The sequence below is a fragment of the Methylobacterium platani genome (assembly GCF_001653715.1).
GTDB classification, from domain to species: domain Bacteria; phylum Pseudomonadota; class Alphaproteobacteria; order Rhizobiales; family Beijerinckiaceae; genus Methylobacterium; species Methylobacterium platani.
Genome location: NZ_LWHQ01000033.1, coordinates 1 through 21,021, shown reverse-complemented (window position 1 = coordinate 21,021; position 21,021 = coordinate 1). Strand labels below are relative to the sequence as shown.

The following is a 21,021-nucleotide window of genomic DNA, read 5'->3' as shown; positions in this document are numbered from 1 at the left end:
GTCGTATCAGGCCGTCTTCGCGGTCGCGGAGCGAGTGGCGTCGATATCGGCCAGTGCGCTGAAACGGGCGCTGCGGATGTGCTTGCGCATGGCGCTCTCCGCCCGATCCGGGTCACGGGATTGCAGGCCTGCGAGGATCTCCCGGTGCTCGGATAGGGCAGCCTGGGCCCGCCCGGGACGGGTGCTCGAGCGCAGGCGCTGAAGCCGCAACTGGTAGTAGACCTCGTCGAGGAGAAGCTGTTCCAGGCGCGGGTTGCGCGCGCCGCGCACGATGGCGAAATGGAAATCCTCGTCCGTGCGACCCTGAACGTAGCTCCTGCCGGAGGCGACGTCCGGTTGCTCGGCGTGGCGGTCGAGCAGGTCGGCGAGCTCGTCCTGCTCCCGCCCCGTCATGCGTTCGGCTGCGAGGCGTGCCGCCATCCCCTCGAGCGCCTCGCGGACGAGGAAGAGCTGCTCGAGGGTATCGCGGTCGAAGGCGACCACCCGCACGCCGATCCGCGGAGTGCGCACGACGAGCCGGCCCTCAAGCCGATGCAGGGCCTCGCGCAGCGGCCCCCGGCTGATCCCGAGCTGGCGCGCCAGCTTCGCCTCGGAGAGGCGCTCACCCGGCAAGAACTCGCCTGACGTAATGGCTTCCACGAGCTTCGTGAACGCCTCGTCGACGAGGGAGGTGGACGAGATTGGATAGAGATTGCTCATTCGGTCACCGGAATGCCGGGCCACGAACTCACGTTCTGTGCAAACTGTCAACCGGATGGGCAGCTGGGCGATGGAAGGGGCGTCCACGCGTCGGGTCTGGCACCGCGCGGGCCATGAGTAAGCTGAGGGCCGCCGCACGTGCTGACGCCACTTCCGCCATCTTACTACCAAGATGGATCGGCGGCCGCCGGGCCTACGCGGCGAAAATTCCTCCTTGGCTCCTTGGCTCCTTGGCTCCTGGGCGATGTGAAGCGGCGTCCCGTGTAGGCAGCACCTGGTTTCGGATGGCCCGAGCCATGAAACCGCCGATTACTCTGGCAAACTGTTGACAGTTTGCCGAACATGCGAAAACCTGCGGCATCGATCGGGCTGCCGCGCCCGAGGCAGTGCCCTTGCGAGGGCGAGCTGCCCCCTCGAAGCATTCAAGGACGACGCCGACCGATGCGAGCCACCCAGACCCTGAAAACGATCCTGGCGCGCCGCGAGGCGGTGAGCGTACCCGGTGCCGCCAACGCCCTGTTCGCCCGCGTCATCGAGGATCTCGGCTACGAGGCGGTCTACGTGACGGGTGCCGGCGTCGCGAACATGCATCTCGGCGCCCCGGATATCGGGCTCACCACGGTCACCGAGGTGGCGAGCGCCGTCGCCGCGGTAGCGGACGCAGTGAACCTGCCGATCATCGTCGATGCCGACACGGGCTTCGGCAACGCTGTGAATATGGTCCGCACCGTGCGCCTGCTCGAGCGAGCGGGCGCCGCCGGCATCCAGATCGAGGATCAGATCTTCCCCAAGAAGTGCGGCCACTTCACCGGCAAGGATGTCATCCCGGCCGGCGAGATGGTGCAGAAGGTCAAGGCCGCGGTCGATGCGCGGCGTGACGGCGACCTCCAGATCATCGCCCGCACCGACGCCCGGGCGATCGAAGACCTCGACCGGGCGATCGAGCGGGCGCGGGCCTACATCGAGGCGGGTGCCGACGCGACCTTCGTCGAGGCGCCGGTCTCCGCCGAGGAGCTGGCGCGCATCGCCCGCGACCTGCCGGTGCCGCAGGTCGCCAACATCGTGTTCGGCGGCCGCACGCCCGATCCGGGCCGGCAGGCGCTCGCCGGGATGGGGTTCTCGATCGTCCTCTACGCCAACGCGGCGCTCCAGGCGGCGCTCAAGGCGTCCTTCGACGTGCTCGGCGCACTCAAGCGCGACGGCTCGCTCGAGGCGGTGGCCGACCGGCTCGCCTCGTTCGAGGAACGCCAGCGGGCTGTCGACAAGGAGGCCTGGGATGCCCGCGAAGCCCGCTACCGGATCGCCTGAGCGAGATCATCGATGAGCAGCCAACCCTCCAACCTGAAACCCTGGGACGGCCTGATCTCCGAGGAGGAGCAGCGGGCCTACAACGCCGCCGGCTTCGGCCGGACCACCGGCCTGGGCCAACGTCCGGCACTCGTCGTGATCGACGTGCAGTACCGCACGACCGGCACGGTGCCGATGCCGTTCTGGCAGGCGATCGAGGAATATCCGACGTCGTGCGGCGAGGTCGCCTGGGCGGCGGTGGCGCGGATCGAGCGACTGATCGGGCTGTTTCGCGAGCGCGGCTGGCCGGTCCTCTATCCCCTCGTCGCGCCGAAGGCCGGCTTCGATCAAGGCCGGCTATCGGACAAGGTGCCGGCGATCATGAACGTCGCCGCCAAGGGCTACGAGTTCCCGGCCCCGGTCGCGCCGCGGGACGGCGACATCCTGCTGCCGAAGAAGCATCCGAGCGCCTTCTTCGGCACGCCGCTCGCGAGCTACCTCATCAACCTCCAGGCCGACAGCCTGGTGGTGACCGGCTGCTCGACCAGCGGCTGCGTGCGCGGCAGCGTCGTCGACGCCTTCGCGTACAATTTCCGGGTCCTGGTCCCGCACGATGCCGTCTACGACCGCAGCGCGACCTCGCACGCGGTCAACCTCTTCGACATGGCCTCGAAATACGCGGACGTGATGTCGACCGACGAGGCCCTGGACGCCCTGCGCGCCCTCGCCTGAGCCGCCCCCGGGACGTGTCCCGGGCGCGCCTCGCGCCCGGGTCGAGAGCCCCGACGAACCTTGCCGATGAACCCTGCAATCAGAGTGGGACCGATGAGAGCGCGCGCAGCAGCACCTTTGAGCCGCCGGGCCCTGGTGGCCGGCACCCTGGCGATGTCCCTCAGCCTTGCCGGGGCGGCGCGCGCCGAGGAGCCGCTTCGCTTCGGCATGGCGATGCCGCTCTCGGGCGGGCAGGCGACCTACGGCCAGGACCAGGTCAAGGCCGCCGAATGGGCTGTGGCGGAGATCAACGCCAAGGGCGGGGTCGCCGGCCGCAAGCTCGAGATGATCGTGCTCGACACCCGGGCGGATCCGCAGGCCGGCATCCAGGCGGCCAACCGTCTGATCTCGGTCGACAAGGTTCCGGCCTTCGTCAGCGCTTGGTCGGCGGTGGTCAAGGCGATCGCCCCGGTGGCGAACGACACCCACACGGTGCAGCTCTCGGTCGGTGCGAACTCGGCTGAGATCGCCCGACTCGGCGATTACACCTACACCACCTTCCCGCTCGCTGCCGTCGACATCACGGCGGTGGCGAACTACGCGGCCAAGGAGATGGGCAAGAAGCGGGCGGCGGTCCTCTACATCAACAACGAGACCGGCACGGTCGCGGCGCAGATCTACCGCGACGTCTTCAGCAAGGCCGGCGGTCAGGTCGTGGCCTACGAAGCATACGACCCGCGCGCCTCGGACTGGACCGGGCCGCTCCTCAAGGTCCGTGCGGCCCAGCCCGACATCGTCCACATCCAGGGCCTCGTCGCCGACACGCCGCAGGTCATCGCCCAGATGCGCCAGCTCGGCCTGACGATGCCGGTCTCGTCCTACTCGGCGGTCTACAACCCGAAGCTGATCGAGCAGCTCGGCAAGGCCTCCGAGGGCGTCATCGCCACCTCGCTCGCCCCCGGCGCCGCCGACGACCCGGCGGTCGCCGCCTACTTGGCGCGCTGGAAGAAGGAAGTTGGCCGCGAGCCGAACGGCCTGCCCTACACCCAGTACCTCTACGACGCGCCCTACCTCGTCGCCGCCGTCTATTCCGGCCTGATCGACAAGAAGATGCCGCTCACCGGCGAAAACTTCCGCAAGGAAATGCTGGCGATACGCACCTTCGACCTGCCGCTCACCGGCAAGCTGACGATCAACGACGATCACACGGTGAACAAGACCGTCTACCTGATGGAAGTGAAGAACGGCGCCTGGGTCAAGAAGGCGGTGGTCGAATAGGGCGCGGGCACCGAATCGGGAGGCGACACCATGCTGACCTTCGACATCCTCGCGCAGGTGCTGTGGACGTCGCTCGCGACCTCCGCGCCGCTGGTGCTGTTCGCGGTCGCCTTCGCGCTGGTGCTGAAGGTCAACCGCATCTTCAACTTCGCCCAGGCCGGCGTAATGACGGTGGCGTTCTACGCCGCCCACTCCGCCGTCTCGATGGCGGGCTTGCCCGGCTGGGTCGGCTGCCCGCTCGCGCTCGCGGCTTCCGCGGGAGCGAGCGCGCTCCTCGAACGGGTCGGGTTCCGACCGCTGCGGCGGCGGCGCGCGACGCCGATGTTCATCTTCATCTTCACCCTGATCGTGTCCGAGCTGATCGCCTATCTGGCGATGCTCGTGTTCGGCACCTGGCCGACCACGGTGTTCCCGTCGCTGTTCTGGCCGGTGACGCTGGTCGGCAACGTGGCAATCAGCGCCTGGGACGGGCCGGCGATCGGGGCGATGCTCGTCTCGCTCGCGCTCCTCTTCACATACCTTCGCCGTGCCCGGACCGGCCGGTTCATGATCGCGGTCGCCGACAACCCCGATCTCGCCGAGCTCTACGGCATCGAGAAGGACCGGGTTTATCTCGCCACCGTGGTGATCGCCGGCCTTCTCGTCGGCGTCGGCATGTGCCTCTACGGCGCCCGGGCCCAGGTCCAGCCGACGACCTCGATCGAGCTGATGCTGTTTGCCGTCGCGGCCACAATCATCGGCGGTATCGGCAACCTCTGGGGCGCGGCCCTCACCGCGGTGGCGCTCGGGGTCGTGCAGAACGCCAGCGTGCTGTTCATCCCGGCCGAGTGGCAGGGCTTCCTGCTCTACGTCTTCCTGTTCCTCGCCATCGTGTTCCTGCCGAACGGCATCCGCCTGCCGGAGCGCAAGCGCGGCTTGGCGCGCCGAGTCGCCAGCGTCGATCTCGGCGATCCCGCTCCCGATCCGGCGCCTGCCCGCAGAGAGGCGTAAGACATGGACTACCTGATCACCCTCGCAATCATGATCGGGTTGAGCGTCGCGCTCGCCTCGAGCTTCAACCTGATCATCGGCTATGCCGGCCTGGTCTCGATCGCCCACCCGGTCTTCTACGCCATCGGCGCTTACGTCTCGGCGCTGCTCGCCCGCGACCTCGGCCTGCCGGTGCCACTCGCGATGCTGTGCGGGGCGCTCGCCGCAGCGGCGGCCTCCGCCGCGGTCGCGCTGCCATCCCTGCGGGTCTCGGGCGACTACCTGCTGATCGCCTCGATCGGCTTCCAGCTCGGGGTGCTCGAGGCGATCAAGAACGTCTCCGTCACCGGCGGCGCGGGCGGTCTCACCAACATCCCGGCCTTCCTGGTCCAGGACGGCGGCAAGGGCGCCTACGCGGCCCTGGTCATCGCCTTCGCGGCTCTCACGGTGTGGCTCAACTGGCGCATCGCCCACGGCCCCTACGGCCGCGCCCTCTCGGCAATGCGCGACGACGAGACCGCTTTCGCGGGCTTGGGCCGCAACGCGGTCGCCATGAAGGTCGCGGTCTTTGCCTTCGGCTCCGGCATCGCCGGCCTCGCGGGCGCCCTCTACGCCCATTATTTCCGGTTCGTCACGCCGGAGCAGTTCGAGATCCTGCAATCGGCGGCGCTCCTGACCATGGTGGTGGTCGGTGGGGTGCGCACGACCTGGGGCCCGGTGCTGGGCGCCGTGCTGCTCCAGGCGCTGCCGCAGGCCATCACCTTCGTCGACCTGCCGCCCGCCATCCTCGGGCCGCTCCAGGGCTTGCTGTTCACCGGCCTCGTCCTCGTCTTCATGGTCCTGCGGCCGCAGGGACTGATCGCTGCGGGCGAAGCCTGGCAGCCAGCCAAAAAGTATTCCGCCAAGACCCGGGGAGAAGCGTGATGACCCCGGTCCTCGAGATCGCCGGCCTCGACAAGCGTTTCGGCGGCATCGTGGTGGCGGACGGCATCGACCTGACGCTTAATCCAGGCCGAGTGGTCGGGCTGATCGGGCCGAACGGCGCCGGCAAGACCTCGCTGTTCAACCTGATCTCCGGGGTGTTCCCCTCCGACGCCGGCACGATCCGGCTCGACGGGCAGCGCCTCGACGGGTTGGCGATGCACCGCCGGGCGTCCCTGGGCCTCGCTCGCACCTGGCAGAACCTGCGGTTGTTTCCGTCGCTATCGGTGCTCGATAACCTGATGGTTGGACCCCGCCGCTACCTCGGCGACCGGCTCCTGCGCCTCGCTCTCGACCCAGCCGGGGTCCGGGCGCAGGAGGCGGGGACGCGACGGCGGGCCGAGGAGGTACTGGAGCGCACACGTCTCTCGGGCGTCGCTGCGACTCCGGCGGCCGACCTGACATTCGGCCAGCAGAAGCTCGTCGGCGTCGCCCGTGCGCTGATGAACGACGCCCGCTGCCTGCTCCTCGACGAGCCGATGGCCGGCGTCGAGGGCCAGGCCTACGAGATCATGCAGCAGGTGGTGCGCGAGGTCGCCGAAGGGGGCGTCGCGGTCTGCGTCGTCGAACACAACGTCGCGTTCATTCGCGACCTCTGCGACGAGGGCGTGTTCATGTTCGCCGGCAAGGTCCTGGCCCGCGGGCCGGTCGCCGACCTGATTGCCGATCCTCGTCTCACCGAACTGTATTTCGGGACCTGATCCGATGCTGGAGATCCGCTCGCTCTCGGCCGGCTACGGCACGCTCACTGCCCTCGACGCCGTCTCGGCCCGGTTGGAGCCGGGCGGCCGGCTCGGCGTCTTCGGCCATAACGGCGCCGGCAAGACGACGCTGCTGCGCTGCATCGTCGGCGCCCATGCCGCCCATGCCGGCGAAGTCGTCTTTGACGGCAAGCCGGTGCTGCCCGGCAATGTCCCGGCCACGATCCGGCGCGGCATCGCCTTCGTGCCGCAGGGCCACAACGTCTTCCCCAACCTCACCGTGGCGGACAACCTCGCCACGGCAGGTCTCCTGTTCGACGGCAAGTTCGCCGGCGAGGTGCTGAAGATCTTTCCGCTGCTCGAGGAGCGTCGCGGTCAGCGCGCCGGCTCGCTCTCGGGCGGCGAGCAGCAGATGCTGGCGCTCGGCATGGCGCTGATGACCCAGCCGAAATGGTTGCTCCTCGACGAGCCGTCCACGGGCCTTGCGCCGGTGATCGTGCGCAACGTGATGAGCCAGCTCGCCAAGGTCAACGCGGCCTTCGGCACCGGCCTCATCATCGTCGAGCAGAACGTGCCGGCGACCCTGAAGGTCGTCGAGCACGGGCTGATCCTGAAGTCCGGCCGAACCGTGTTCTCGGGCGAGGCCGCGACGCTCGCGGCCAAGCCCGACCTCTGGGAGTGGTTCTAGACCATGGCACCCGATTCCGATCCCGCTCAGCGGGCCCGCAGCGCCGCCGCCGTGCAGTCACTGATGACCTGGGCTGCCGCGTACTCCCACGAGGCGTTGCCCGGGACCGTCCGAGCCCGAGCTGCGCTGGTCCTCGCCGACGATCTCGGGGCGATGGTGGCCGCCGCCGGCGAGCCGCCGGTGGCGCGGATGCGCGCCGTGCTGGCGCGATCCTCGGGCCGCGCCGAGGCGACGGTGTTCGCCCCCGGCAGCCCGCCCCTCGACCGGGCCTCGGCGGCAGCTGCCAACGGCCTCGCGGCGACTTGGTGCGAACTCGACGAGGGCTATCGCGGCGCGCCCTGCCACGCCGGGGCCTACATCCTGCCGGCGCTGCTGGCCGAGGCCGAGGTCGAGGGGGCGAGCCTCGCGCGGGTGCTGGCGGCGCTGGCGCTGGCCTACGAGATCACCGTGCGCTGCGCCCGCGCGTTTCCGTTCGCCACCATGACGGTCCACCCGCACGCCGCCTTCGCGACGATCGGGGCAGCGGCCGGCATCGGGCTCCTTCGCGGCTTCTCCGGCAAGCTCCTCCTCGACGCGGTGTCGGCCGCCGCCAGCATGACCTTCGCCGGCCCCTACGGCCACGCGATCGAGGGTGCGCTGGTGCGCAACGCCTGGACCTCGGCGGGCGCCTGGATCGGCCTGCGCGCCGCCGACGGGGCGGAGGCCGGGATCGCCGGCCTGCCCGAGACCTTTCATGACGTCTTCGTCGGCGGCCTCGGCACGGCCTGCCTGCCCGAGGCCCTGACGGACGGCCTCGGCACCGACTGGGCGATCCGTGGCGGCTACCACAAGGTCTTCGCCTGCTGCCAGTACGCGCACGGGGCGATCGAGGCCTCCCTGCGCTTACGCGCGGAGGCCGCCGGCCGGGAGGACGAGATCGACGAGATCCTGGTCGAGACCCATCCCCGCGGCCTGACCCTCACCACCGTCGAGCCGGCGACGGTGCTGGCGGCGAAGTTCTCGATGCCGCACGCGCTCGCCGCCGCTGTGGTGACTGGGACGGGCGGGCAGGGGGCCTTCGACGAAGCCACACTGCACGAGCCGCGGATCGCGGACTTGCGCCGCCGGGTCCGGCTGGCGCCCCTGCCCGAGATCGGCCCGCCGCCGAACGACCGGCCCTCGCGGGTGACCTGGCGCCTGCACGACGGGACCGTCTTGAGCGCGCTCTGCGAGAGCGCCCGCGGCGGTGCCGATCAGCCCTTCGACACCGACACGATGCTGGCCAAGCTCGCCGAGACCAGCCGGGCGTACCCCCGGATGGCTGCCGTCCTCGAACGGATCGTGCGCAGGGCCGAGGACGACGAGCGGGATTTGCAGAGACCGTGGCGGGATTGCGTGACCGAAATGACCGGCGGGGTGGAACGGTGAGCGACGAACTCGACATCTTAGTGATCGGCGCCGGTGCCTGCGGCCTCGCGGCGGCCATCGCGGCGCACGATGCCGGCGCGAGCGTGGCGGTGATCGAGAAGCAGGAGCGCCCCGGCGGCAATTCCTCGCTCTCGACCGGCTCGGTGCCGGCGGCGGGCAGCCGGTTCCAGCGCGAGGCGGGCATCGCCGACGAGCCGGCCCGCATGGTCGCCGACCTGATGGCGATCGCCGGCGGCGAGACCGACGACCTCGCCCTGGTCGAGCGCCTCGCGGCCGTCTCGGCCGAGACCGTGGAGTGGCTCGTCGACACGGTGGAGGCGAAGCTCACCCTCATCACCGCCTACAAGCATATCGGGCATTCGGTGCCCCGCCTGCACGCCCCGGTCTCGCGTCGCGGACAGGATCTCGTCGACGACCTCGTGGCGGCGGCCGAGCGGCGCGGCATTCCGATCGCGGTCGGCAACGGCGCCCGCGCGCTGATCGTTGAGGACGGAACCGTGTGCGGCGCCGTCGTCGAGGCCGCCGGCGAGACGGTCGAGATTCGGGCCGGCAAGACGATCCTCGCTCTCAACGGCTTCGCGGCGAACCCTGAGCTCGTCCGGCGCTTCTGCCCCGAGATCGCCGGGGCGGAGTACTTCGGCGCCCGCGGTTCCACCGGCGAGGCGGTTCTGTGGGGTGCGCAGCTCGGGGCGGCGCTCGCCAACATGGCGGCCTACCAGGGCTACGCCGCCGTCGCCTATCCGCAGGGCAGCCTCCTGTCCTGGACCACGGTAGAGAAGGGCGGGATCATCGTCGGCGACGACGCCCGCCGGTTCGGGGACGAGAGCCTGGGCTATTCCGGCTACGCCCGGGAGGTTCTGGCCCGAGGCGGGCGCGCCTACGCGGTGTTCGACCAGAAAATCTTCGACGTCGCCGCCGCCGAAGAGGAGTTCATGGAGCTCTGGAACTACGGCGGCCTCAAGCGCGGCGACACCGCCGAGGAGATCGCTCAACCCTTCGGCCTCGATCCGCACGTGCTCGCTGAGGAGATCGCTCAGCGCAACGCAGCAGCGGCCGGGACCGCACCCGACCCGCACGGACGGCGGGACTTCGGTCTAGGGCCTCTGGCGCCACCCTACTACATCGGCCGCGTCGTGCCCGGACTGTTTCATACCCAGGGCGGGCTGCGGGTCGATGCCGACGCGCGCGTGCTGCGGCAGGATGGAGTTCCGGTGCCGAACCTTTTCGCCGGCGGCGGCGCGGCGGCCGGGATTAGTGGTCGGGCCGGCGCGCTCGGCTACGCCTCCGGCAACGGGCTTCTGTCGGCGATCGCGCTTGGACGCCTCGCGGCGCTCGCCGCCGCCAGCGAACTCGGGAGCACGCCGTGACGCTCGCCCGCGACCTCGCCCGGCAGGTCCGGGCCCTGTCCCGCGGCGGCCTGCCGCCGGAGGTGGCGGCCACCGCGCGCCTCCACCTCCTCGACGCGGTCGGGGTTGGCCTCGCCTCGGCGGGCTCGGAGGCCGGTGCGCCCTACCGGCGCTACGCCGCGGGGCTCGGGCCGGCAAGCGCCAGCTTGATCGGGATCCCCGGCCGTGTCGCGCCGGCCGCAGCGGCCCTCGTCAACGGCGGATTGATGCACGGGCTCGAGTTCGACGACACCCATACCGGCTCGATCGTCCACGGCTCGGCGGTGCTCGCTCCCGCGGCTCTTGCCGCTGCCCAGGCTGCCGGCGCCTCCGGGCCGGCGCTGAGCACGGCCTACGCGCTGGGCTGGGAGGTGCTGATCCGCATCGGCCTTGCCGCGCCCGGGGCCTTCCAGGCACTGGGCTTTCAGGTCACCTCGGTCGGGGGCGCCCTGGTGGCGGCTCTCGTCGCGGCGGAGCTCGCCGGCCTCACCGAGGACGAGGCGGTGGCGGCGATGGGGATCGGCCTCAGCGGTGCCTCCGGCGTGTTCGAGTTCCTGACCAACGGCGCCTCGGTCAAGTCGCTGCATCCCGGGCTTGCCGCCCAAGCCGGTCTGAATGCCGCCGACCTAGCGCGAGCCGGCCTTACCGGGCCGGAGACCGCCTTCGAGGGGCGCTGCGGATTGTTCGCGGCCTTCGCCGGGGACGCGCGCCTCGCCGGGGCGTTCGCGGCCGCTCTCGACGGGCTAGGCACGCAGTGGCACCTGCCGCAGGCGGCGTTCAAGTTCCACCCCTGCTGCCACTACCTGCACCCCTTCATCGAGGCCGCCGGAATCCTGGCCGAGCGGGGCGTGGGGGCCGACGACGTCGCCGCGCTGACCTGCCGGGTGCCTGCGGGCGCAGCACCGATCATCTGCGAGCCCTGGGACGCCAAGCAGGCCCCCGCCAGCGGGCACGCCGCGCGCTGGAGCCTGCCGGTTGCGGTGGCGGCCCGCCTCGTCGAGGGCAAAGTCGATCTCGCGACCTTCGAGGCGCCGGTGAGCGCGGCGGTGCTGGCGCTCGCCCGCCGCATCGCCTGGGAGCCGCTCGACGGAGCTCGCTTCCCGCAGGTCTTCGAGGCCGAGATCGTCGCCGAGACCCGCAACGGCGCCCGGCACGAGATCCGGGTCGACGACGTCTACGGCAATGCCGGACGGCCCGCCGGGGACGACGCGGTACGGGGGAAGTTCCGCCGCAACGCCGCTCGCAGCCTCGCGCCGGACGGCGTCGCCTCCCTGGAGGCGGCCATCGACGCGCTCGCCGAGGCCCCGCGCCTCGATGCCCTCACCATGGCCCTGTCCCCCTCCGCTCGGAGCGACGCATGAGCACGGAACACGACCTCCTCATCCGCGGCGGCGACGCCGTCCTGCCGGGGCGCGGGCGCACCCCTTGCGACATCGCGATCCGCGACGGCCGGATCGCCGCGATCCTCGCCCCCGGCGCGCCGGCTTCGGCCGCGGCGACCCTCGACGCGCGCGGCCTCGTCGTCCTGCCCGGCGCCATCGACGTCCACCTTCATCTCGGCCACGGTCGCGACATCGCCCGGCCGCGGGTGCCGGCGGACGCCGCGCAGGAGAGCGCGGCGGCCGTCGTCGGCGGGATCACCTGCTTCATCCCCTACCTGATGACGAGCGACCCCTTCGCGAGCGTGCTGCCGGAAGTGATCGGGGTGACCGAGGCCGGATCACGGATCGATTTCGGATATCACCCGATCATCTCGACCGAGGCGCAGCTCGCCGAGGTCGAGGCCTGCGCCCGGGAGCATGGGGCGCCGACGTTCAAGATCTTCATGAACAACAGGGGCGGGGAGGGCGCCCGCCTCGGCTTGCCGGACATCGACGACGGCTTCCTCCTGCGCCTGTGCGAGGCGGCGGCGCGGGCCGGCGGCATGGTCTGCCCGCACCCCGAGACGATCGAGCTCGCCTGGGTCACCCGCGAGCGCGCCAAGGCCGCGGACCCGGACGGGGCCGGGGGGCTCGCTACCTGGAACGCCAGCCGGCCGCCCTTCGTCGAGGCGGACGCGGTGCAGCGGGCCGGCTTCATCGCCCGCACGGCCGGCGCGCCGCTCTACGTCGTTCACACCTCCTCGGCGGAGGCACTGGCGGCGGGCCTTCGCCAGCGCGAGGCGGGCGCGCAGCTCTTCCTCGAGACCTGCCCACACTACCTGACCCACGATGTCGACTGGGATGGGGGCGAGACCGGGGGAAGCGATACGGCCAAGATCAACCCGCCCTTGCGCGAGGCCGCCGACCGTGAGGCCCTGTGGGCCGGGATCCTGTCGGGCGCCATCGACACCGTGGCGACCGACCATGTCCATCGCGGCCTCGACGCCAAGGCCGGCGGCATCTGGTCCGCCTCGCCGGGCTGCCCCGGCCTCGAGACCCTGCTGCCGGTGCTGCTGACCGAGGGCCATCACGCCCGCGGCCTCGACCTCGCCCGGGTGGTCGATCTGGTCTCGACCCGGCCGGCGCAGATCATGGGCCTTGCCCATCGAAAAGGCGCGATCGCGCCGGGCCTCGATGCAGATTTCGCCCTCGTCGACCTCGATGCCGAGTGGACCCTCAGCCGCGACGACGTCCGCTCGAGCGCCGGCTACTCGATCTACGAGGGCCGGCGGTTCCGGGGGCGCGTGCTCCACACGGTCGTCCGCGGCCGGATGGTGCTGCGGGACCGTACCCTTCCGGACGACTCCATCGGCACCGGCCGCTACGTCCCGCGGCGACTTGCTGCGGCTTCTGCCTGAAAGACGATCATACCAGCTGCACTACACAGAACTCGGCAGCTCGGGGCCGGGATGCGTGGATTTGCACATCAAACGTGCTGCGCATTTCGGTTGGCTGAGGGCGTGTCATCGAGCAACCCACTCAGAAATGCTTTCGCCGACGAAAACTACCACTGTGCAAAAGAACCAGCTTTCTCGATGAGATTGCTGGTGCGCCCTACGGGAAACGGCGGCCGGAGCTAATTCTGCAACAAAAACAATGCGCCGGAGGCGCCCGAGGTCTGAGCTTTGTATGACCTCCGTGCTGGAGACGCAAGGCGGGCGGGAGCGGGGGACGGCAAGGGACTCAATCTCCTGCCATGCCGAAGAAAATTTGGTACTCTAGGGAAAGCCCTTGGACCGCCTTTTCGCCAAAGGCATTCGTTAGAATTCGCCGTACAATTGCTTTCTGACAGCCATCTAAGACCCTGTCTAGCTGTGCCGTATTCTGGGCACAGCTATATGCTGATCGATAACCGCCTACGCTATTAGTCACCATTTTGCCGAGATCGATGATGTTGATGCCATCTCTGGCAAGTCGCTTAACATCATGGAAACGCCCAAGCTCTTGGCGAATTCGGTCTAGCTGTTTAGGCGTTATTATCAGTCGGTACCTTCCAGCGACATCTCTTTGGAGCGCCAGACCGAGAAAGTCGATAGGCTCATCAGGCTCTGCAATTTGCGTCTTGCCCTGTGTTCCGAGCACCGGTAGCTCAAGCTGCATCTTAGCGAGCAATGAACGCGCCTGGAAATCAATCTCTTCGCATTCGTTGCGGCTGGCAGCAAGAACGATGAGGTCATCGGCATATCGAACCATCCGCCTGCCAGCTTTAATCATCTCCTGATCGAAATCGCGTAGGACAATATTAGAAAGTAACGGCGACAGCGGCATCCCCTGCCGCACACCTCTACCCCGCTGTATTCGGCTTTCCTCGATCAAGCGAGCCAGGGCAGCATCCTGATATTGTATCTCGCAATCAATGACGCCCTTTATCAATGGCTTGAAGCTAGGCGCCCTTAAATATCTGATCGTTTTATCTAGAAGATAACTTCTTGGTATGCGATCAAAAAATGAAGATATATCGGTCTTGTATGCCCAAGGGTATTCCTGTCGAAGCTGAAGGGCTCGATCTCTAGCTGCTCCTACGCCGCGAGGATTACTAGCAGTTGAATTGACAAACCCGAAGCTGACCTCGTTCAAAATCCCAAGCCTGTCAGCTTGCGAAGTCAGATGATTCGAGATTAATCTTTGAACAAGGCGATCTTTGACAGTAGGAACACATATAATGCGCTTTTTGCCATTCGACTTTTCGACCGTAAACGGCCGTAGAGGCGAGAACTTATATCCCGCTTCCATCTCTTGATAGACGCGACCGATATTCCATTCTCTATTTTTGTTGAAGGCAGCCAATGTCACGCCATCCACACCAGGGGCGCTTTGACTGCGACTTTGTTTCCAGAAATCATCCCAAGTATCGCGCAGAGCTTTGCGCGTCGCAACTTTTGCAAGTGCAGACCGTGTCATCCAGCAGCCTTTAAATCGGTCCTCCGCCTGCTGCTCTCAAGTCCCAAGCAGGCGGGCCGCCGCATCGTGATTTGATCCACGATCTCGCCTCTGGCTGGTCGGACTAGCCGGAGCCACAGACGTTGCCGTCGCACTAGTTTGCGTCCCCGTCTCGCTAGGAGGAGAGGAAACCCGCAAGCTAATGCTCAGCGTGCTGACGACCGAGACGCCCATCACGGCAACGTCTCGCCCGCCGGGCACCGAGCAAACCCCCACCTGTGTACTATAAGTGACAGCCAGGCAAAAAGCAACCCAATGCAACCACGATTGGCGCCGATGCGGCGCCCTCTGTTTCCGGCCGCTCGACTGGCCACCGCCCTGACAACGCATATTAGCCTCCCTTGAGCCAAAGTGGGATGAAGGCCTGCCTTGCTTGCACGTCTTTCCGGCATCGTGATTTGATCCACGATCTCGCCTCTGGCTGGTCGGACTAGCCGGAGCCACAAACGTTGCCGTCGCACTAGTCTGCGTCCCCGTCTCGCAATGAGAAAAGGATGCATCCTGCAAGGCGATGCATTGGGCGCTGTCCAGTTGATTCGTCCGGGCAGAGCCGAGCCCCCTCAAGCTGGACAATGGCGCTCGAATTGTAAAGCTAAAATCGCGCTGGACTCAGGGTTATCCTCCAAGACGACCTACGGCCCCCGCCAGAAGCTAACGGGGTCACCCACCTGAGGCCTCACCCTCGTGCGGGCGGATCAGAGTTTCCCCCGTACCCCGGCCCGCACATCCCATCCAAGATCCTGGCGGTGGTACGTGAGGCAATCAAAGCGTCCGTGATGATGCGCTTCCTCTACCGGGGTGCCCAACGCCACGTCGATCCATGGGGTCTACTGCTCGAGCGCGTGCCGTACCTCGTAGGTCCGGCCGTGGGACAGTCTGACCCGTTCTTGTGTCGGCTGGATCGTATCGATGAGGTTACCCTCGCTGACACAGGCTCCGGCCGGCAACCAAGTTTCAACCTTAGGGCCTACGCTGTCCGCTCGTTCAGCATCTACCAGGAAGAGCCGCAGGAAATGACTCTACGCCTTATGGCACATACTGCGGAAGAAGTTCGAGGTTTTCTTTTCCATCCCAATCAAATCTTTGATGAGGAACCGGATGGCTCGCTTACTGTCCGCTTCAGAGCCGGGGGCCTGCGTGAACTCACGCACCATCTCTTCACCTGGGGCGATAGCGTCGAAATCCTTACCCCACTGTCCCTTCGAGAACTGATGTGTGCCGAGCTGCACCAAGCGATGGAGCAACACGGCAAATCACTTACACTCCCGGTTCCGTAGGCCACTCTTATGCGATGGCGAACAAGATCCGGAGAAGCGGCGTAGACATCGTTCGAAGCGTCGAACCCGCCGGCGGCCCAGTGTCAAGCGACCGGGCCAGAGTCAAGGCCATACAGCCTCAAGGCCGGAGTCAGGCCCCGGTCACACGCCAGACCACGTTGCCGACGTCGTCAGCCATCAGCAGCGACTTATCGGGACCGAGCGTGACGCCAACCGGCCTGCCGTAAGAGACACTCTCGTCCGGCGCCAGAAAGCCGGACAGGATGTCGCGAGCCGGGCCGGAAGGGCGGCCGTTCTCGAACGGCACGAAGACCAACTTGTAGCCGCTCAGCGTGCTGCGGTTCCAGGAGCCGTGCTGCCCGATCGCCATGCCATCCGGGAAGCCAGGCAGCGTTCCTGCCGGCATCCAGCAAAGACCCAGGGATGCAGTGTGGCCGCCCAGCGCATAGTCCGGTGTGATCGCGCGGGCGACGGCGGCGGCGTCCTGCGGCACGCGATCATCGACCGTCTGCCCCCAATACGAGTACGGCCAGCCATAGAACCCACTATCCTGCACGGACGTGAGATAATCCGGCGGCGTCTCGTCGCCCAGCCCGTCGCGTTCGTTGACCACCGTCCACAGCACGTTCGTGCTCGGTTCCCAGGCGAGGCCGACAGGATTGCGCAGTCCCGAGGCGAAGATGCGGCTCGTGCCGCTGGCGAGGTCGAGTTCGTAGACGGCCGCGCGGCCCTCTTCGACCGCCATGCCCTCATCGCCGATGTTGCTCAGCGAGCCGACGCCGGCAAACAACTTTGATCCGTCCGCGCTCACCAGCAGGCTGCGTGTCCAATGGCCGCCCGGCTTGAAATCCACCAGCTTGCGGCCAGGCCCGGTGATCCTGGTGGTGCCTTCAACGTAGGGAAACACGACGATGCCGTCGGTGTTGCCGACGTAGAACTTGTCCTCCACAAGGGCCATGCCGAACGGCTGGCTGAGGCCCGTGAGGAACGGCTCGCACTTATCTGCCACGCCGTCACCATCCGTATCGCGCAGCAGCGTGATGCGGTTTGCACTGACCCCCGCGGCGCGGGCGCGCTTCATGGTCGCGGTCATGGCATGGTCGAACAGGTGCCGCATGACCTTGCGCGGCTCGCCGGATGATTCGGCGACCAGCACATCCCCATTCGGCAGCACATGAAGCCAGCGGGGGTGGTCCAACCCGGTGGCAAAGGGATTGACCTTCAAACCGGGAGCAGCGACCGGAAGCTGCCCCGGTGACCACCCGCGTGCTGAGGGCATCTTCAGCGTCATGATCCGACCCTGCGGTTTTGCGGTCGGAATGGTGGGCGCACTGCCCCAGGCAGGTTCGTAGCTGCCATCGCGAAATTGCCGCAGCCTGGACGCGGCTCCACCGATCAACGAAACACCGCGTGCGAACGCATTCGACAAGCTCAACGACCCTCTCCCAATGATTGTTACCTGATCGGCTGGAGGCACCTGGGCTGGGTACGGCCGCCGGAACTGGTTCTAGACGGGCGCTCCCGAGGAAATGGAACTACGCCGGCGGCGCGACCGCCTTCCCAAGATCATAATCCACATCGCCATCGCAAGAGCCCGATCGATACCACGCATGTTCAAGCGGATCACGGGTGGAGGACTGGAGCGCGACCTGGAGGCCGATCTTGGCCGCGGAGCCGCGCCGTTCCGGGTCGACACGCTGCGATCAGCCAGGCGGCGGCGTGCCTGAGGCGCGACGGGAGCTTCCTTCCGAGAGCGCCTAACAGAACCGCCTGATCTGGCGGAGGGTGATGAGGCTGGCTTGCAGGAGCGTGAAAGCCTCGTAGATGTCGGCGCGCCGCTCATAGCGGACGGGCAAGCGGCGGGCACGGTTGAACCAGGCGTGGCTGCGCTCGACCACCCAGCGATGCCGCCCGAGCCTGTCACTTCTCTCGATACCGCGCCGGGCAATCCGCGGCCTGATCCCGCGTGCCCGGCACTTCCGACGCCGCGCTCTGGCATCATAGGCCTTGTCGGCGTGCAGCTTGTCGGGGCGCTGGCGGGGGCGTCCACGCCGTCCGTTGCGCAGGGGCGGGATGGCGTCCACCGTCGGGGCCATCAGTGGGCTGTCATGGCAGTTGGCACCGGTCAGAACGAGGCCGAGCGGCGTGCCACGCGCGTCGGTGATAAGGTGGCGCTTGGTCCCCGCCTTGCCCCGGTCCGTCGGGTTCGGGCCGGTGGCAGACCCCCTTTATGGATGGCCCGCCCCTCACCGGGCTGCACTGCTAGGTTTGCAGTACGGCCACCACGAGGGACGGAGCGAAGCTATGAGCATCGCAGTACTGGGGATCGATCTGGGTAAGAACAGCTGCAGCCTCGTCGGGCTGGATGCAGGCGGCCGGGTCGTGCTGCGGCGGCGGATGCGCCGTGAGACGGTGCTCGCCTTCGGGGCGAAGCTGCCGCCCTGCGTGGTCGCTATGGAAGCGTGCTGCGGCGCGCATCACATGGGCCGCGTCCTCGCCGGCCAGGGCCACGCCGTTCGGCTGATGTCGCCGGAGTACGTGCGTCCCTACGTCAAGGCGCACAAGAACGACGATCGCGACGCCGAGGCGATCGCTGAAGCGGCTACGCGCCCGACCATGCGCTTCGTGGCTCTCAAGTCGGAAGCTCAACTCGACATGCAGACCCTGCACCGGGTCCGTGACCAACTCGTCGGCGAGCGTACGGCCTTGATGAACCAGATCCGTGCCATCTTGCTGGAGCGGGGTCACATCGTGCCGCAAGGCCGTGCGAAGCTCGCGGCCTGCCTGGCGGACTTGCTCGGCGACGAGGCTGCCCCCTCTCTCACGCCGCGCATCCGTGCCCTCGTCGCGGATGTCCGCGAGCGCTGGCAGTTCCTCGACCAGCGGATTGCCGCGCTCGATGCCGAGTTTGCCGACCACGTTCGGACGGATGAGAGCGCGCGCCGGCTGACCACGATCCCCGGCATTGGCGCGCTCAACGCGACGGCTCTCGTTGCGGCCATCGGCGATGTCGCCACGTTTGCACGAGGTCGCGATTTGGCTGCATGGCTCGGTCTGGTGCCGCGACAGGTGACGACCGGAGGGCGGCCGAAGCTCCTCGGCATCACCAAGCGGGGCAGCAAGTACCTGCGCAAGATGCTGATCCAGGGCGCGCGAGCTGCAATGCCGACGTTGCGGCAGAGTGAGACGCAGTTGGGGCGGTGGCTACGCGGATTGCTGGCGCGGGCTCACGCCAACACGGCCGTCGCGGCCCTCGCCGCCAAGATGGCGCGCATCGTCTGGGCGTTGCTGCGCCACGGTCGCGTCTATCAGGCGACGGCTGTCGCGGTCTGATCCGAGTTCGGGCCGCGCGGCACGCGCCGGCCTTCCGATGTCTGCGAGCGGTGAGAGGAAGATGGCCTGACAGTCGACCGGTGTTCTGGAAGCCTCCGGCGTAAAATGGCGCTCGACGCCGTCCCCTTTATGAGGACCAGAACGCGCGGATCTCCATCTTGGCCAACGGCAGTGCCGGAAGGCCGGATACGTTTATGCAGACTGCTCAGACCAGCGGATCCAAAGCCACTTGCGGACGGGGCGGGCCATACGTTTTCGCCGGCACGCTCGCGCTGTCGACGCTCGCTCGGCTCCAGTCGATCTCACCCGCCGCCTGTAGGCGCTCGAGCAGGACCCGATGCAGGCGCCGCCACACGCCGGCCGCTTGCCAGTCGCGCAGCCGGCGCCAACAGCTCATGCCGCAGCCGCATTTCATCTCGGCCGGCAGCATCTCCCAGGGAATGCCCGAGCGCAGCACGAACAGAATGCCGGTCAGGGCAGCCCGATCGTCCACCCGGGGGCGCCCGCCCTTCGGGCGAGGCGGGTGGGGCGGCAGAAGCGGGGCGATCGCAGCCCAGAGATCGTCAGGGAGAAGCGGGCGGGCCATACCACCCCAACGCCCAACCGACCCAATCGTGCCGTTCTGTTAGGCGCTCTAAGTTCGACCTACGGGTATGGCTTGCTGCAGCCCTGGATCACCAGCACATTGCAGGCAAGCGCGTGTGGCCGGCCGTCGGGCGCAGTCGGCTTCAGATTTTCTCAGGCTCGAGAGCCGGCTTCGCGCGGAGCAAATCTCGGGGATGGTATGGCACACTTATATAATCTAAAATATCGTCTCTACGATGTATCAGCTGCTGCAAATTATATATTGGATGAAAAAATTCAACACATTTGCGAGCTGTTCGTCTTTATGAAATGCAAATCGCAGTCATGTTCGGCAAAAAGCTCAACGAGAACCAAAAAGCAAAAAGGGAGTTCCCGGATCGATACTTGTCAGTTGGCAGTGACATGCTAGCTTCAGCCTATACATGCAGTGCAATTAAATTGTTATGGCGCTTAAACGAATTGAATAAATCACAGGAAAATCCAGCATCAAATTTTCTAGATGAAACAGATGCCAGAGATATAATTAAAAATATACTAGCAACGCCAGATAGTATTAGGAAAGTTGCGACAGCGCACAGGCCGCGCGAGTTGGATCTTAGATTACAAACCCGACGTCGTCATCAGCGATGGTATACAGGACTGTATGATTTCTCGCTTCGCTACGACACTGAAGACTCAAAGCGGACGGGTGGGCCAAATACAGCTCTATCCTTGTTAGATCAAAAGCAAGGCAGTGCCGCCTATGCTACTATCAGAAAATATTACCCAAACTTAGGTGGGGAAACGGAAGGTAAAAAATATTTGAATGAATGGAATTTTTTAGCGGGTTTTGTTTGGGATAACAATTTTGGTACTAGTGCACTGACGCGGACGAACACACCACGCCCGCTCTCGCCAACTGCTTGCAGAGGCATCAGAAATCGCAACGAGCTATGTACGTTTTGAAGGCGTCAGTGCACTAGAGTTTTTCAGGCAAAAAAAGTCGGTTGGGCATTTTTTGCAGTAAACTTGCTGAAAACAGTCAGCGATTTATCTGGATTGCGAAGAGCTTTCGGGGGGTACGAATTCGTGAAGGCGCGTTTGGAGGAGCGAGGCTACGAACTCCTAACACTGAACCTCGCCCATCCGATACCCCCCGCTGCACCGCCGCTCCAGCCTCTCTCTGAAGAGCTGATTGACGCATCTTACTTCAAAGAATCAAAGACTTAGAGGCTGTTACGGACCGGCGAGTGCGCCATTTTTGGATGGATGCAGTCTCGTCGCTCCTACCCCTCCGATGTCAGCGATGAAGAATGGGCGCTGGTTGCGCCCTCCCTGACGCTGCTGCCCGAGACCGCCGCCCAGCGCGAGCACAGCTTG

Annotated in this window: 17 protein-coding genes and 3 pseudogenes; 15 read left to right on the top strand and 5 right to left on the bottom strand. The window is 66.7% G+C overall.

The genetic code is table 11. The features are described 5' to 3' along the window. Positions 1–6: 6 nt before the first annotated feature. On the bottom strand, positions 7–699 hold the full coding sequence (locus tag A5481_RS16425) for a GntR family transcriptional regulator (protein ID WP_048436538.1): 693 nt from the start codon (positions 697–699) through the stop codon (positions 7–9). 441 nt (positions 700–1,140) lie between these two features. Between A5481_RS16425 and A5481_RS16420 the strand changes: the two genes are divergently transcribed. The 11 genes from A5481_RS16420 to A5481_RS16370 all read left to right on the top strand — a co-directional run bounded on the left by A5481_RS16420 (position 1,141) and on the right by A5481_RS16370 (position 12,885). Then, a complete protein-coding gene (locus A5481_RS16420; RefSeq protein ID WP_048436539.1) occupies positions 1,141–2,007 on the top strand; it encodes an isocitrate lyase/PEP mutase family protein in 867 nt (288 codons plus the stop codon). Positions 2,008–2,019: 12 nt separating this feature from the next. Next, entirely contained in the window at positions 2,020–2,718 is a 699-nt protein-coding gene (locus tag A5481_RS16415; RefSeq protein ID WP_048436540.1) for an isochorismatase family protein, read from the top strand. Positions 2,719–2,811: 93 nt separating this feature from the next. Further along, positions 2,812–3,975, top strand: a complete 1,164-nt coding sequence (locus A5481_RS16410; protein WP_048436541.1) for an ABC transporter substrate-binding protein — start codon at positions 2,812–2,814, stop codon at positions 3,973–3,975. A 30-nt stretch (positions 3,976–4,005) separates the two neighbouring features. Beyond that, the gene (locus tag A5481_RS16405; protein WP_048436542.1) at positions 4,006–4,965 is read left to right on the top strand and encodes a branched-chain amino acid ABC transporter permease; all 960 of its coding nucleotides are present in this window, start codon (positions 4,006–4,008) and stop codon (positions 4,963–4,965) included. A 3-nt stretch (positions 4,966–4,968) separates the two neighbouring features. Next, a complete protein-coding gene (locus A5481_RS16400; protein WP_048436543.1) occupies positions 4,969–5,868 on the top strand; it encodes a branched-chain amino acid ABC transporter permease in 900 nt (299 codons plus the stop codon). Continuing rightward, positions 5,868–6,626 carry an ABC transporter ATP-binding protein gene (locus A5481_RS16395; RefSeq protein WP_048436544.1) on the top strand — a complete coding sequence of 253 codons (759 nt, stop codon included), beginning with the start codon at positions 5,868–5,870 and terminating at the stop codon, positions 6,624–6,626. The genes A5481_RS16400 and A5481_RS16395 overlap by 1 nt, the downstream gene beginning before the upstream one ends. Positions 6,627–6,630: 4 nt before the next feature. Then, positions 6,631–7,314, top strand: a complete 684-nt coding sequence (locus A5481_RS16390; RefSeq protein WP_048436545.1) for an ABC transporter ATP-binding protein — start codon at positions 6,631–6,633, stop codon at positions 7,312–7,314. Between the two features lie 3 nt (positions 7,315–7,317). Further along, positions 7,318–8,721, top strand: a complete 1,404-nt coding sequence (locus A5481_RS16385; RefSeq protein ID WP_082173467.1) for an MmgE/PrpD family protein — start codon at positions 7,318–7,320, stop codon at positions 8,719–8,721. Further along, positions 8,718–10,088, top strand: coding sequence for an FAD-dependent oxidoreductase (locus A5481_RS16380; RefSeq protein ID WP_053082562.1), 1,371 nt, complete (start codon positions 8,718–8,720; stop codon positions 10,086–10,088). The genes A5481_RS16385 and A5481_RS16380 overlap by 4 nt, the downstream gene beginning before the upstream one ends. Further along, complete coding sequence (locus tag A5481_RS16375; protein ID WP_048436546.1) at positions 10,085–11,467, top strand: MmgE/PrpD family protein; 1,383 nt, start codon at positions 10,085–10,087, stop codon at positions 11,465–11,467. The genes A5481_RS16380 and A5481_RS16375 overlap by 4 nt, the downstream gene beginning before the upstream one ends. Beyond that, positions 11,464–12,885: a dihydroorotase gene (locus tag A5481_RS16370; RefSeq protein ID WP_048436547.1), complete on the top strand. Its 1,422-nt coding sequence runs from the start codon at positions 11,464–11,466 to the stop codon at positions 12,883–12,885. Before A5481_RS16375 ends, A5481_RS16370 begins: the two co-directional genes overlap by 4 nt. 325 nt (positions 12,886–13,210) lie before the next feature. Here A5481_RS16370 and A5481_RS32570 read toward each other — a convergent pair whose 3' ends face one another. Continuing rightward, positions 13,211–14,428, bottom strand: coding sequence for a reverse transcriptase domain-containing protein (locus tag A5481_RS32570; protein ID WP_082173470.1), 1,218 nt, complete (start codon positions 14,426–14,428; stop codon positions 13,211–13,213). A 785-nt stretch (positions 14,429–15,213) separates the two neighbouring features. On the opposite strand from A5481_RS32570, the gene A5481_RS32565 reads away from it, so the two are divergent. After that, positions 15,214–15,744, top strand: coding sequence for a WYL domain-containing protein (locus A5481_RS32565; RefSeq protein WP_280818902.1), 531 nt, complete (start codon positions 15,214–15,216; stop codon positions 15,742–15,744). 130 nt (positions 15,745–15,874) lie between these two features. On the opposite strand, the gene A5481_RS16360 is transcribed toward A5481_RS32565, so the two are convergent. Beyond that, positions 15,875–17,179, bottom strand: a complete 1,305-nt coding sequence (locus A5481_RS16360; protein ID WP_048436549.1) for a PQQ-dependent sugar dehydrogenase — start codon at positions 17,177–17,179, stop codon at positions 15,875–15,877. A gap of 322 nt (positions 17,180–17,501) precedes the next feature. Next, a pseudogene (locus A5481_RS16355) lies at positions 17,502–17,969 on the bottom strand (IS5 family transposase); the annotation flags it as partial. A gap of 79 nt (positions 17,970–18,048) precedes the next feature. Here A5481_RS16355 and A5481_RS16350 point away from each other — a divergent pair. Continuing rightward, positions 18,049–19,077 (top strand): IS110 family RNA-guided transposase, encoded by a 1,029-nt coding sequence (locus A5481_RS16350; RefSeq protein ID WP_048436551.1) that lies wholly within the window; start codon positions 18,049–18,051, stop codon positions 19,075–19,077. Positions 19,078–19,321: 244 nt separating this feature from the next. Here A5481_RS16350 and A5481_RS16345 read toward each other — a convergent pair. Next, positions 19,322–19,663 (bottom strand): annotated as a pseudogene (locus A5481_RS16345) (IS5 family transposase); the annotation flags it as partial. Positions 19,664–19,986: 323 nt separating this feature from the next. Here A5481_RS16345 and A5481_RS33630 point away from each other — a divergent pair. Together A5481_RS33630 and A5481_RS33625 are read left to right on the top strand one after the other, a co-directional pair. Further along, the gene (locus A5481_RS33630; protein WP_156312076.1) at positions 19,987–20,607 is read left to right on the top strand and encodes a hypothetical protein; all 621 of its coding nucleotides are present in this window, start codon (positions 19,987–19,989) and stop codon (positions 20,605–20,607) included. Between the two features lie 303 nt (positions 20,608–20,910). Continuing rightward, positions 20,911–21,021: pseudogene (locus A5481_RS33625) on the top strand (IS5/IS1182 family transposase); the annotation flags it as partial.